Source organism: Phaeovulum sp. W22_SRMD_FR3 (assembly GCF_052113705.1).
GTDB lineage: Bacteria > Pseudomonadota > Alphaproteobacteria > Rhodobacterales > Rhodobacteraceae > JBGQOG01.
Window position 1 is genome coordinate 25,032 of record NZ_JBGQOG010000029.1, and the last position, 13,278, is coordinate 38,309.

The 13,278-nt window shown below is 53.7% G+C and carries 7 protein-coding genes and 2 pseudogenes; 2 read left to right on the forward strand and 7 right to left on the reverse strand.

Going from position 1 to position 13,278, the window contains the following annotated elements:
• Positions 1–21: 21 nt before the first annotated feature.
• On the reverse strand, positions 22–1,266 hold the full coding sequence (locus ACEN2S_RS21615) for a CBASS cGAMP synthase (RefSeq protein WP_441870397.1): 1,245 nt from the start codon (positions 1,264–1,266) through the stop codon (positions 22–24).
• Positions 1,267–1,366: 100 nt separating this feature from the next.
• On the opposite strand from ACEN2S_RS21615, the gene ACEN2S_RS21620 reads away from it, so the two are divergent.
• Positions 1,367–2,161, forward strand: coding sequence for a hypothetical protein (locus ACEN2S_RS21620; RefSeq protein WP_441870399.1), 795 nt, complete (start codon positions 1,367–1,369; stop codon positions 2,159–2,161).
• A 497-nt stretch (positions 2,162–2,658) separates the two neighbouring features.
• On the opposite strand, the gene ACEN2S_RS21625 is transcribed toward ACEN2S_RS21620, so the two are convergent.
• The 6 genes and pseudogenes from ACEN2S_RS21625 to ACEN2S_RS21650 form a co-directional block, all read right to left on the reverse strand.
• Positions 2,659–4,284, reverse strand: coding sequence for a carbamoyltransferase C-terminal domain-containing protein (locus tag ACEN2S_RS21625; RefSeq protein ID WP_441870401.1), 1,626 nt, complete (start codon positions 4,282–4,284; stop codon positions 2,659–2,661).
• A 43-nt stretch (positions 4,285–4,327) separates the two neighbouring features.
• Complete coding sequence (locus ACEN2S_RS21630) at positions 4,328–6,502, reverse strand: family 16 glycosylhydrolase (protein ID WP_441870403.1); 2,175 nt, start codon at positions 6,500–6,502, stop codon at positions 4,328–4,330.
• On the reverse strand, positions 6,499–7,371 hold the full coding sequence (locus ACEN2S_RS21635) for a glycosyltransferase family 32 protein (RefSeq protein WP_441870405.1): 873 nt from the start codon (positions 7,369–7,371) through the stop codon (positions 6,499–6,501). Before ACEN2S_RS21635 ends, ACEN2S_RS21630 begins: the two co-directional genes overlap by 4 nt.
• A gap of 220 nt (positions 7,372–7,591) precedes the next feature.
• Entirely contained in the window at positions 7,592–9,544 is a 1,953-nt protein-coding gene (locus ACEN2S_RS21640) for a UvrD-helicase domain-containing protein (protein ID WP_441870407.1), read from the reverse strand.
• Positions 9,541–11,805, reverse strand: coding sequence for an ATP-dependent nuclease (locus ACEN2S_RS21645; RefSeq protein ID WP_441870409.1), 2,265 nt, complete (start codon positions 11,803–11,805; stop codon positions 9,541–9,543). The genes ACEN2S_RS21640 and ACEN2S_RS21645 overlap by 4 nt, the downstream gene beginning before the upstream one ends.
• 677 nt (positions 11,806–12,482) lie before the next feature.
• Positions 12,483–12,959: pseudogene (locus ACEN2S_RS21650) on the reverse strand (transposase); the annotation flags it as partial.
• On the opposite strand from ACEN2S_RS21650, the pseudogene ACEN2S_RS21655 reads away from it, so the two are divergent.
• A pseudogene (locus ACEN2S_RS21655) lies at positions 12,958–13,203 on the forward strand (IS3 family transposase); the annotation flags it as partial. The pseudogenes ACEN2S_RS21650 and ACEN2S_RS21655 overlap by 2 nt on opposite strands.
• Positions 13,204–13,278: the final 75 nt, after the last annotated feature.

Here is a 13,278-nt window from a genome sequence, read left to right on the forward strand (position 1 = left end):
AGACGGCCCAGTCAATGTCGATTAACCGTAGCGGCCTCCGCCCTGCTTGTTCACAGCGGCGAGGTCATGGCCTTGCTCCGCGTCGACCTTGTCCACCATCCCCAAAGTAAGGGCAGCAGGTGCAGCCAAATCGCTTGCCTTTGTATCAAGGCCAGCGTCGGGCACATAGAGGGTGAGATCGTCTGGGATACGCCCACCAAATTGGTTTTGTAGGGCTTCGAAAACTGCCGTGCGGTCTGACGTCTGAGTCAGCGCGTCTTTCAGACGTTCAGAAAGCACTCTGGCCTTCGCAACGAAATCGCTGCGTTCCTCAGGTGACCAACCCTGATCCAACCGCGCGCCTTCTACGACAGGGTTTAGAATGTCATTGGCGAGAAAGTCGGGCAAGTCTGCCGCGACTCGCAACAACGCCAGATCGTCCCTATCGCTGGCAATTGCTGCCGACGCCCTCTCAAAGACCGACACGACTGCGGCCATGAGTGCAATGGATGCCAACCTTCCTTCGGGCCATTGGAAGTCTTTCCAGCCCTTAAGATAGCGGCTGACGGTTCGGACCTGTTCGCCATACTGTTTCACCGCATCGACAAACCAGTCTTCGAGTTTTCGCGGGTCGGATCTCATCCAACCCTCGTTGCGGTGCGCGAGCATCATCTCGTCGTGAGATAACATTCGATACGCGGTATCTTCCATCATCAGCTCGGCTGTGAAGTCTACACCCCGACTTTGGGCATCTTTCACGATGCGCTGAAAATCAGCATCCGGCACCGAGTAAAGTGCGAGGTCAGTGTGCATGGTGTCATCAATTTTTACACGAATGCATGAAGGTTTGTCCGTCACGAGCTGCCAACCCTTCTTGTGGCACAGGGGGGCTAGGATGCGCTCGATGATGAAAAAGTAGGCTGCGCTTTGGATCACAGGGGATCTGTCTCCGCCTTTTTGAAAGTAGGAAACAGGCATGAACAGCCCATCGTCCAAGTCAATCTCCTGAGGCGGCACATGCGCGGGCTGGTTGCATGTATGGTACGAGAAGCTGCCCTGCATCCTGAACTTCGGCGTCTGATAGCTCCGCACGAGTACAGGCGCTTGATCTTCGAACAGAACCTGATCACCTAGAGCCTTCGCAAATGACCCAAACTGCGAGGAGATTTCACTGCGAATGTCATCCCGAGCGTTTCGCAGTGTCTTGTCCTGCTCCTCTGAAAGGTTCAATGCGAACTTGTAACCCGAGGGCCGGGACACGAAGGCTTTATGTGCGTTAACAAGCATTAAACTGTGCCTCTTCTGGTCTTATCTTGTAGTGGCGACGCCGCTTGCCCATATACTTGGGGGCACTGGACCGAGTCTTCAATACCAGAGGTTGAGCATCGTGGCAAAATTTGTTTCCCTTTCGTTCTGGATCGGCTTGGCGGTCTATCTGGCTCTGGCCTCACCGCTTGCCGTTGGATGGATTGAGACATGGCTTGCCGCCAACTTGCCTGTTCTGGGGTCGCCGGTTGCCAACCTTCTGACTTCTAGATTTGTCGCGGGGGTCATCTGGGGAAGTATTGCGCTGTTCATCGTCGTGCCTGGCTGGCGTCTACTTTGGAAGCTGCCTTTGGCGGGGCCATGGCTCGCAAATCGCTACTTTCCTGACCTGAACGGCGAGTGGGTTGTAACGATCCAGTCCAATTGGCCAATTGTAGAACGCCTGAAAGCCGCCGCTGCCAGTAACGAAATCACGTTTGATCTTGTCAACGACGAGCGTCCTGGACTTCTGGAAGCGAATTTTGATGTGAAAATCAAACAGACGTGGTTTCGGACCGACGTGTCCTTTCTGCCAAACGAAAAAACGCCACTGCTGAGTTCTGAAACGATCTCCGTGGAATTTTTTAAATCAGATAGTGGGAATAAGTCGGTTGTATGGGTTTACGAGCAGACCAACAGGCAAGACAATTCTCGGCCTCTTTCGGTTACGGATCAACCGAAGTTCTATGGATCTGCTGTGCTTAACGTTAGCGAGGCTGCGACTGAACTAAAGGGACAGTACTGGCAAAACCGGTCTTGGAACCTCGGCCTGAACGCAGCTGGTCTGATCGTGCTTCGAAGAAAACCAAGAAAAAGCATGATTGCACGACTGGTCGGGTTCGGGACACAAGCGATGCCCAAATGCACGCAAGGCTAGGGCAGACAAGTCCCTGCTGAATTTCCGCTTGCTGGGGCAGGACGGATTACCTTCTCGGCTGCCGAGAACGGCAGCTCTCCGCCCTTCGCGTGGATGCCGGACCGAGGATGCTGCACACCGCTAGAATGTCGCTGAAAGGCACGAACGGGCTCTGCGGAAGCGCGGCATCAACCTGCTTGCCGTGACCTCATGCCGACACGTTGCTGCCCGGCGCGCCAGGCGAAGCGCTTCTCCAGGCCACGGACGCGAAGGGCGGAGAGCCGCCTGACGGCGATGCAGCACGGCAACCGCAGCAAGCCCGGGAAAGCGGCCATTCGAGCGTTACGCAGCGATCACCTTCCCGTAGACCTCTGTTGAACGGGAATCCGCGGATTGTAATGCACCGGCTAAAACGAGCTATGCTCGCATCAACTGTACTATTTTTATCGGACAGGCAATCACGCAAACCACTCTTTACGATCTAACTATTTCTGCGTTGTCTAAGAGCCTGGCGTGAGCTAGAGTTTTAGCGGTATACGACCAGAAGTTTTACGCAAGTATTCCTGATACATTTCTGAACTCTTGCGCATGTAAATTCGCCCATTGACGACGAACCCATCAAGTTTGTGCTGCAAAGTGTAGACCGAAAGATCAGAAATCCTGTTTATAAATCCCTTGTGTTTAAAATTGAGCGAAGTATTGCAAAGAACCCCAAATCCTGTTAACCGCTTAAACTCCACCAGCAAATCAAACAAGGGGAGGTTTGTCGAAGCCGATACAGTCTGTATGCGCGATGTATTGTTAACGTGTGTCACTGCCTTGAGCGCATCAGTTGAGACGGTGTATGTGTAAAGCATGTGTGGACTCGGATGATCGCACCCGAACCAACGGAGGGCGTCTTCCTCAAGGCAGGCGGGAGCAATTGGGCGAAACTGCTCTCTCTGCTTTATAACGTTCATTCGCTCTCTGGTGGATTCTTTGAAAGGCGATGCAATTATAGATCGGTTCCCTAGTGCTCTCGGGCCAATCTCATACCTTCCATTCACCCAACCTAAAATCATGTCTTCATACAATATTTCCGCAACATTAGAGGCATTGCCTTCCCATTCATCAAATTCGGCATCGTCAACATTGACATCCAAGACGAAACCTCTCCCGGCGTAAACATCCCATTTGATTTTTGGGTCGCCACTGAGTTGAAACTGCGCATCTATTGCTGTACCGATTGCCGAACCAGAATCGTTAGCAACCGGCGGAACAAAAATTTCACTGAACAGTCCCGAGGCACGCCACTTACTGTTCCAGTCACAATTAAGTCCACAGCCGCCAACGATCAGAAGTGGCAATCCGCGACTCAAGTTTTTATCGGCGAAATTCTTAAATCTTTCGAACAATCTATCGCTGAAAATGCCAGCGAAGTTGCGAAATTCCGGATCATCTAGGCCAGAATTATAATGTCGAGTATGCTTTAGTGCTATGCAATCTAAAGGCTTAAGATGCGGACAGTCCTGAAGTAGGAAGGAAATGATTTCTTCTTCTTCCACCGTTGCCTCATCACGTTCCGAGAATGAGGCCAAAGCCATGAGCTTTCCGGCATCTGAAAGTCGAGAAAATTCTGCTGTAGCCATATCGAAGGATGGATCCGCCAGCGCATACAGTAGGGCATAGCGATGCCCAGGCTCCGGAACGACTTCAGCGATCTTTCTTATATTCAGAGCTGCATCAATCTCGTAAAATGCACCGATAACCCCTTCCCAAAGCAATGCGTAGCACGGGGTTCCCTTAGGAAGATTTGACATTCCGTAAGCACAAAGAATGTGCGATCGTTCGTGAGAGGACGAGAAAAAATCAAGCTCCTTGCCGAGCATGACCTTCTTGGAAATGACTATCTTATTGCTATCGCTGCCCAAGTATTCGGCCGCGACCTCCCCTCCTTGAACTGAATCAACCGGCCACCAGCCACCTTTGCAGAGCACATCGGGAACAGCATTAAGCTCAGAGAAAACTTCAATTGCATCCGGGATGGACAGAGGAGAATGGCGATAATGCGAGTCCTTCTCGGCTTCAAATGAGAACTTCAAGTATCCATCTTCCACATATGCAAACGCGCCGTCATGCCCTGGGTTGTAGGATAGTATTTTCATAATTAACTCCTCCTTGGCGAACCGCTTAGCTGTGTAGCTCATATCACTTAGCAGATATCGGCTGACCATATTTGTGTGCCCGCATGCCTTCAATCCGGGCCACGGCCGGAAGCTTGCGAAATTGAAGACGCCCAGCTAGTTGTGAGGCGCGGGAAGGCCACGCATTGAAATGAAGTTTCATAGGAAGATGGGGAATCGGCGTTGGGTTCCATAGAACGCGTCGATGAACGAGTTTTTCATCAACCAACCACCGGATTTCAGTCGGCGACCACTCGATAGCATATTGGTGCATTTTCACCGATGCATCAAATCCCAAATCAATGTAGCTCGGCGAGCCTCGATAGCCATAATCAAATTTCGCCCCATCGCCACCTGGATTGTAAAAAACATTAACTATAAGTCGGCTCGGCATATTTCCCGATATTTCGATGTCGATTTCCTGATGCGGCGAGTTGCGGTGCAAAAAGAATCCGGTCATCACTCCTGGGACGCTGGCTGCCCTGAAGCTAGCCTCAAATCTTCCAAAAAGAAAATCCGCATCGCTGGTCAAAGCTCCCGCACTGAAATCTCGTACGCCTAGCCTCTCTCGCTGGACATAAATCTCCGTACTCCCATCATCGACCGGCCGAGCGTTTTCGGGTCGGAACAGAGCGAGATTCCCAGAAAACGTGTCTGTCCGCGCAGAGCACTTTACAAGATCGCCAAGATTTGAATTGCCGCCAACACCCGACCGTTCGCCTACGTGTCGAGTGACTTCCGGTGCAAGCTCAATCCCACTCCACGCTTGATTTCCACCGCCTATGATCCAAGGAGATTGATCCCATTTTGCTTGCACACTTCTGATCGCGAGATTGGAATTTTTGTGTACATTGACTGCCCGGCGCTGACCCTGATCTTCCACTATTGGAAATGCGCACTGTGGCGGCGCACATCTCAGGTGATCACAGAGTACCCGCCAAGCATCAGCTTTTTTAGAGTCAAACACAATTACATCAGCCCCCGCAAGTCCACTTACAATAGATTTTGCCTCCCGATTATAATCATCATGTACGGATTGCGTCAAAATAAACTTGGCGTCAGGATAACTCGCCCGAAGGCTTCCGATCTCTGGGGCGAGACAGCCCACATTCACATATGCATTGAATAAGCGATCTTCGCTCCCGTTACGAAGCTTATTGAGTTCATGATGAGGCAGATCATCAAGATCGCTACAGCACTTGTAGCCTAGCATCGAAAGAGCCATCGCGATTGATGACTGCCCGGAATTCATAGGACCAAATGCGAAGACCGGCAACTGATCCGGGCGCGCGTTAAAAAGTGCAGCAGTTTCACTGTTTATTGCCCCAATTTTTGATAAGGTGGGAAGAATTGAATAGGAGTTCGTTGATATGGCGTCCCCCCTTTGACGAATAATCACTCTTCTCGCGGCAAAGACGTTCAGTGAACTGAACTGCTGGTTAATCCACAGGTCCACCGGCCCGCGACACGGCAATAAGCTAAGCAGCTTCTCCGCACCTTTTTGGGAAATTACGTAACCCGACAAATACCACAATCCCCTTACAGGCTTAAAAGAGTGTTCGGACATCAACGCCTTAGGGGCGCCGTGCTTCGACTCTGCGTAAGATAGGTAGAGAAGATCAAATCCGTCATTGTGCTTATTTAATTCTTCGACATCGGCCCAAACCTTGTCCACTTGTCTGGAGAAGCCAGGATGAAACCACACATCATCCTCAAGGATCATAGCGTGACCGTGATTGCCATTGGCGATTTGCCGCCAGACTTCGATATGCGACCTTGCAACAGCAATTTCAGCACGACTCATGCGAATTGGCGCCTCAAGATCGAAGCGTGTCGGGAGTGTTTGAGGTTGAGGTTCTACAAAAAGCTGATCTGCCAGCGTGTATATAGGATCTACATCAAGATCCCTCTCGGGATCTTGAAGGAAGCTTCTTGCATCCACGGCGGAATGCCTCTCTGTGAGGGAAAGAAGAGAATTCCCTTGCCTATCCTTTATTCTTAGAAGTTCTTGTTGAATTCGATTCCAACGGTCAGGATCTCGATCTAGATTTATAACAAAGATTTTCTGAATTGACTGACGGGTTGGTGCGAAAGGTGGACCAAAGATAAAAGACCTCTGCCTCGGAAGAGTTCGACGTATACAGTGGGCCAAACTTAAAGCCCAGCGGGCCACAGCTAGAGGCTCTCGAGCAAGCTTCATTCTATACCAGCAGATGATGGGGGTTGATACTCTTTTTGATTTGACAGTCTCCAGTTTCTCGCGTCATTTCGATAACTGAGCGTCCATTGGCTTGTGGATGTGAGCTCCCAATCATGCATAATAAGCACAGATTCAATTGAGGAACCGTTCTTCATCATTTCGACGATTGATCGAGTAAGATTCCCTGGGCCGGTTGTCGCTTGAACCTCAGGCAACCCTTGGCCCAGATTTGCTTCCAGAGAAACCGTTGCATTCATCAGGGCTCTCTCAACCATTGGATTGTTCCGTGGAGCTATAAGAGGAGTAGTATTAAAGTAAAAAATCCATCCCTCTTGATGAGCTTCGGGTCTCGTGAATATTGAGGGTGCAACCATTTGTTCCGTCTTAAGATCGTAGCAGAATGGTTGAAGCTTCAGACGGCCATCTGCGAACAGATGCTCAATTGGCTGCCCATGATAGACATCGTCCGCATCGATGTAGCCCCCCCCGTCCGCAAACACATAAGAGTATCGAAAGTAGTCAGACATCATCGATGGGTGGTAGCATTTTCTGAATGCGGCTTCGAAACGATCCCCAAGGCGATCGCTAATGTATCTGGTTGCAGAGTCAGTGTCGAATACCTCGAACTCAAAACCCTGGCGCTCTAACACTCTCCAAGATTCCATGCATGATTTCACATCCTCTGGTAAGTTTGAGGAATCATCCCAGAATTGAACAATTTTCTTTGGCGTCTGGCAGTCTGGGAAAAATTGATCGACCTGATCGTCCACGCGACGGTGGACTAGATTGCGCACAAAGTCTGAACGCGCTCGCTCGGCGGGGTCCAACGGATCAACCCAAACATTCTTTGTTGTGTTCTTGTCATTCATTCTGTGCATTCCATGCGGCATTTTTTAGATGTCATGCTCAATCTGGTCATGCCACAGCGGAAACCAGAAGGATCCCCATTCTTGACCCACTGAAGTGTATAGCCTGCAGACACACAAAACTACCGCCATACGACCAGCGAGCTTGGCAAGTCGGCTTCCGACCGTGCGGCACTGCATCTGCAGCAATCTGAGTTAACAGCCATTCGTGTTTGCACTAAAGCTACGACCCACACCCGAGCGCGGACTCTGAGAGGATTGCTTCGTCCGGGAAAATGTTCAACGCTCTGACTCGTTGCTCAGCCGTGGACGGATCATCAGTAAAATAGACGACAATCAAGTCCTTGAGTGCCCTCGTGCAGCAAACATAAAAGAGGCGCCTCGTCCTGTCGATGGCGGTCGATTTACCCTCCGCCATGTTCTCAAGATCGCGCTTGGACGGTGGCTTCACTCCGAAGTACTTGTCATAGGAAAACTGCACATGGGTACCCTCGTCGTCGTCAAGCACAACGAGCACGCGCTCGAACTCGGCGCCTTTGATGCCCTGCTGCGTCGAGAATGGGGACGATTGCCTGATGTATGCTCTATATCCCCAGAACTGGTTAGCTGGGCACGCCAAATAACGGTCCATGGCAGCTATCTCCAGCGAGGCTGAATCGTCATCTTCTCTTTCCTCTATTGGCTCCGCGCGCGCTCCAACAGGCTGCTTTACTGGAAGTGCGCCGCCCATGAAGGCCGAGATGCGTGGATCGAGCGAAAGTAGGTCGTTCTGCGCTAGATGGACGAGTACGTCGCGAACAGTTGCCTTATCGTGGGACATCATGGTCCTGAGTTCTGCTATGTCCTGCCGCAGCGAAGCGAGGAGGTCGGCAATGTTGGACTTGGCCAGAAACTCGCTTTGGAGCCTTGGACACGACCGGCGCAGGAGCGACATCGCCTCGAATTCGTTGCCAGCCTCCAAGGCCTCAACAACCGGTAGTACAAAATTGACGAAGGGTTTAAGCGGCCATGACGTCGCCTCAAGGAATCCGTCGCTGAACGCGCTCGGCGCCTTGTCGTTCATGGCAGCATAGAGATCGCCAAACCCCAAACGATTAGCCGCCATCCGATGCACAATGACAAGCAGCTTGAAATCCGCATCAAGCCCGTCGGCCCAGCGGGGGTCGGCCACCTTCTTCGAGACGAGGTGCCGAACGGCCGCAAGTCTCTCATCGCGCCTGCTGTCTGCCGGCATAATGAAGATGCATGCCGATCCCTCGACAGGTAGCGGCGCCCCGTCGGCCGTGTCCTGCGTCATGCGACCTCCGGTCTGCACGAGGTCGTCTCCGTCACGCCGAATGGCGTTTGCCACGGAAAGTACACGAGTTGGGCATCGGAAATTCTCTTCCTTGGCGATCATCTCCCAGCCGTTCTCCGGCGGGATGTCACCGATACCAGTGGCGTAGATGCGCTGCATGGGGTCGCCGAAGAAACCTAGGCAGAAATCGCTGCCAGCATGCTCAGCCACCGCCTTGAGCGCTTCTACGACAATCGGCTGAGTGTCCTGGCTCTCATCGACGAAGATGATCGGGAACTGCTGGGAAACCAAGGTCCGGAACAGCGGCCGCTCCACCATGAAATAGGTGGCCATGCGGATGATGTCATCATGGCCAAGCACACCGCGGGGATAGTCGCTTCCCGTCCCGTAGTTGAATACCGTAAGCTTTTCGACCAGAGGAATCGACGCGGCGTAACGGTCGATGTCGCTGCGGTTCTTAACGCGGGTGCGCTCTTGGACACGCGGTCCGAAATTGGCGGCCGCGGCCTCGAGTTCGGCGATGCGCTCGCCTATCCGACGAAGTACCCAAACCTTGATGTCCGACTGAAAGGACCGCGTAATGGACCACAGAAAGCTATGAATGGTCGAAACATGCAGCAGAGGATTCTTGCCCACGTCCGCCCAGATTTCGGCAGCTGCTATCTCGGTATAGGTGATGCAGGCAATCCGCTTACGACTGCGCTTGAGTTCCTGCCCCCGCACTTGGATAGCGCTGGCTAGCGCTTTCACCAGCGACGTAGTCTTGCCCGATCCGGCTCCAGCCACCATGATGAAGCTGCGTTTCGTCGTGCCAGATAAGCAAGCCCTCAGCCGCCGGTCGGCTTCGGTGTCTGGCTTGTTAATGCGCCCGCCGCTCATTTCACTTCGGCCTCAACTTCTTCTACCGCAATGACAGCGGCCTCGGCCTCCTGCACCACTTCAAGATTGACCTGCTCGGCCAGCCAACCAAGACCATCCCTAATGTACTTCGGCGTCGTCCATTCTTCACCATCCGAAGCCATGACCTCAAGCGCGAACTTGGTTTTGTCGAAGTGTTTGCCATTGACCCGCTTGTGCAAGCCTTCAGCGAGCTCCGCCGCATTAGCGGGCTCCTTTTTAAGCTTCAGGCCCAAGTTCCTGCGCTCGACGGATTGGCACCATTCGGCATTCTCGAGGCCGAAGGCCTCTTCGAGCGTGCGACCACACAATGAGACCGCCACGCTGCCCCAAGCGACGTCAGTGGAAACTTGGTAGGCAACCAGGACTTTGGCGGGTTCGGACCCTAAAATATCGGCGGTCTTATCGGCAGCGTTTGCTTTGAGGAGATCGTCGATGAGCAGTTTCTTGGGCAACCATTTGATAAGAGTTTGGTTAGAAGTTTCGGAATTGGCAACCGACGGCAAACAAGCTTTGCCGTATCGCTTCTTGGCTGGCTTTCCCTCCTCATCGTCGGGAACCTCGAACTCAACTTCCTCGTCCTCCTCCTCGTCCTCATTGATCGGGTCGGGGGTGGGCTTAGCCGTGACGCTGTCAATGTCCGTGACGACCAAAGTGGTAATGCCTAGGAATTCGATTAGCTCCTTGAACCTATGGCCGAAGGCACCGCTGACTTCGAGGATGCAGAGCGAGGCGGACCGGAGCGTCGGTGCCTCTCGCTCGATCATGATGGGCATCAAGAGCCGTTCCACGTTTCCTTCCACGAGAATGGCGGCGTCTGAAAAGAAGAGGTCGCAATGGGTGAGCTTCAGATAGCGCTGAAGGAAATCCCTGTCCTTGGGTGCGTCGCCGGCCTGAAATGCCGAAAGATTGAGGACTTGCGTAGTCTGGTCTCCGTCGGCGTGCCGCCGGAAATAGCGGATCGGGGCAAAGCCGCGCTCGTAAAGGATGTGTGGCGAATGGGTCGTGACTACAACTTGGCTGGCATACGCCTCCTGCTCACCTTGCTTCACGAGACTGAGTACGTTTCGGATGAATACCTGCTGTAGTTGGGCATGCAGGTGCGCCTCGGGTTCTTCGATAAAGATGAGGTGTAGGGGCGCGCGCTTCTCCTCCTCCGCTTTCCACTTCTCGTGGATATCGAGGATCTCGACCACCATGTAGATCAGGTTCTTAAAACCCAGGCCATTGTAGCTGTCGGGCAGGCGGGTTGCGTCCTCACCTTTACCGAGTACGTAATGAATTTTGGCGTCCTGGCTCATCACCGATGCGGGATTGAGCGCGGACTTGATCTCGAGCCGCGGATTGTTAAGTCCAGGATAGCCGAGGGTAGCAATCCGATCAAGCGTGTCCTTGAATACGTCTTTAAGATGGTCATTGAGCCCGACCTCGGAATTGAACAACGCTCTGAGAGCGGTGTGGTCCTCCTCCTTTTGCGTGAGGTTGCGATCATAGAAGCGGCTCAGCCGGCGGGACAGATCCTCGGACCGGCCTGAACCGCCATCCGTTCTCGAGGCCGGATCGGCGAGGTGACGCTGGGCGTTCAGGCAGTCGACTCTGATGAGGGACCTAAGTACGGCAGCGCCGCTTATTTCGCCCGCTAAAGGAGCGGGGCTATACCCGGTTGACTCAACTAAAGCGCTGTCGAACCGGGCGCGATCTAGCACGCTATAGCGGAGCTCGAACTCATGGTGGAGCTCCTTCTCTAAGTAATCTGTGAGCGACCTTGGCCAGGGCTTGTAGTCGCCAGGTCCGTTCGGCAGCGCGGCGGCCTTCTCGGTCGCCACAGTCTTGCGCTCCCTGAACCGCTTCAGCATCTCGTACGGTGATCGGGCTGCAAGCTCTACGCGCATTCCAACCATGCTACCTTCCCATGCCGTACTCGGGAGTATCGGCATCACAAGGTACAGATCTGTGGGTTTCACCTCAAACCAAATATCTAAGGAGATTGATGGGATTTCGGCATCGTTGTCGGCTGCTGGATCGGCGGCCTCGAGCGCGTTCAGCTGTTTCCAAGTGTGCGAACTGAAGTCGAACAGCGTGAACCGATCCTTCGACCCCGACAGGAATGCCATTATCGCTTGGGTGGCCGAAGTCTTACCGCTGTTATTCGAGCCGACGAATATTGAGATGTCTGAAGCCAGCTCGATATGCACGTCGCGGAGACGACGATAGTTTTTCAGGCGGTACGAATGAAGATGCATTGAAAATCTCGAATAATAATGCTCGTTGAGAGCATTTATTTGCAACTAAGTAGATCTGTTGCAAGCTTATTGCTCGTTTCCCGTAGTTGGAGGGAACTGTGCCGCCCATTGGCATCATCTGCCTAGTGCCGCTTGATCGACTGCAGCTTTGCCCGAGGCGTTCTTTGCTGCGGGGTGCTTGGTGGCCGGTTCTCATGTGCTGATACGAACGCAATGCTGCGTGGCAGCTGACTGCTTTCGCCCGACACGGGTCGGCGGGCGGAGGGATCGCTGTGTGGCGCACGAATGGCGGCTTGACGGGTTTGCAGCAGGTGCCATGTCGCGCTGTCGTCAGTCTGCTTCCTGCCCAGCGGGCCATTTTTGCGAGGATTGTGTGCCTAGCTCTGCCGCACATGCAAACGGCAGATTGGCCCGCAATAGCTGCCGGCTTGGCCAGGTGTTTGCTGCGAAGCGAGATGAACGTCGGCTTACGGGAATGCGGCAGAGCCGCATTTGTCGAGGTCGACCGGCGGCTCAGGGCCTAGGCTGTGTTGAAACTCCTTCACCGACCGGCACCAGCGATATGATGGGTTCGCCGCAGGTCTTTCTGCCTGCTTGAGTTCATACAACCCGCCACTGGCGCGCATATCGGGCCGTGAGGGCATGTTTTTCTGATTTTGGGGATGATCTTCACCCTATCAGGCGGGAACGGCCGCCATCAGCCCCTTGATCCCGACCAAGGCGACCATGCGCTTGATGTTGTAGGCCAGCACGTTCAGCGCCATCTCGGTGCGGACATTCTTCAGACGGCGCATCAGGAAATGGGTAGTGCCCATCCAGGCCTTGATCGTCCCGAAGGGATGCTCGACCGTGCTGCGGCGCAAAGTCATCGGATCATCGGCGCTGCGCAAGCGGTTGCGCATCTCGTCCACCAGATGCGCGTATTCCCTCCGGGTGACGCGGCGCTCCGTGCCCGTGGTGCAGCGTGACGTCACGGGACAGTGCTGGCATGCATTGGTCCAGTATCGACGGACCTGAAGCCCGTCTTCCTCGCGCGTGTATCGTCAGGTCAACTCATCCCCTGTCGGGCAGATATAGACATCGCGCGCGGCGTCATATTTGAAGCCGGCCTTCACATACATGCCCTTGCTGCGATTGCCAGAGGTTTCCGGGCGCGCCATGATCGAGAAGGACCACCCGAGCCTGTCGGTCGGGGCGCAATGCCACCTGCTGTCGATCTCGCGGTCATCGTTCTATTACGCGCCGCAGGGCGAAACGGCGATGAACCTTGAGCTCATGTTGCTGATCGACAAGCAGTTCCTGGATACCCCGTTCTATGGCGTGCGGCAGATGACGTGGCACCTGCAGAACGAGGGCCATGCTGTGAACCAGAAACGCATTCGGCGACTGATGCGCCGTAACCGGCCGATTGCTACCGCGGTGACCGGGCCTTGATGCGGGCGACGAGTTCTGCGTCATCGACGAAGTCGTCGA

What these genes read in the sequence shown, in the direction of transcription:
- ACEN2S_RS21615 (WP_441870397.1), bottom strand. Translation starts at nt 1,266, where the DNA reads ATGCTTGTTAACGCACATAAAGCCTTCGTGTCCCGGCCCTCGGGTTAC.
- ACEN2S_RS21625 (WP_441870401.1), bottom strand. Translation starts at nt 4,284, where the DNA reads ATGAAAATACTATCCTACAACCCAGGGCATGACGGCGCGTTTGCATAT.
- ACEN2S_RS21630 (WP_441870403.1), bottom strand. Translation starts at nt 6,502, where the DNA reads ATGAAGCTTGCTCGAGAGCCTCTAGCTGTGGCCCGCTGGGCTTTAAGT.
- ACEN2S_RS21635 (WP_441870405.1), bottom strand. Translation starts at nt 7,371, where the DNA reads ATGAATGACAAGAACACAACAAAGAATGTTTGGGTTGATCCGTTGGAC.
- ACEN2S_RS21640 (WP_441870407.1), bottom strand. Translation starts at nt 9,544, where the DNA reads ATGAGCGGCGGGCGCATTAACAAGCCAGACACCGAAGCCGACCGGCGG.
- ACEN2S_RS21645 (WP_441870409.1), bottom strand. Translation starts at nt 11,805, where the DNA reads ATGCATCTTCATTCGTACCGCCTGAAAAACTATCGTCGTCTCCGCGAC.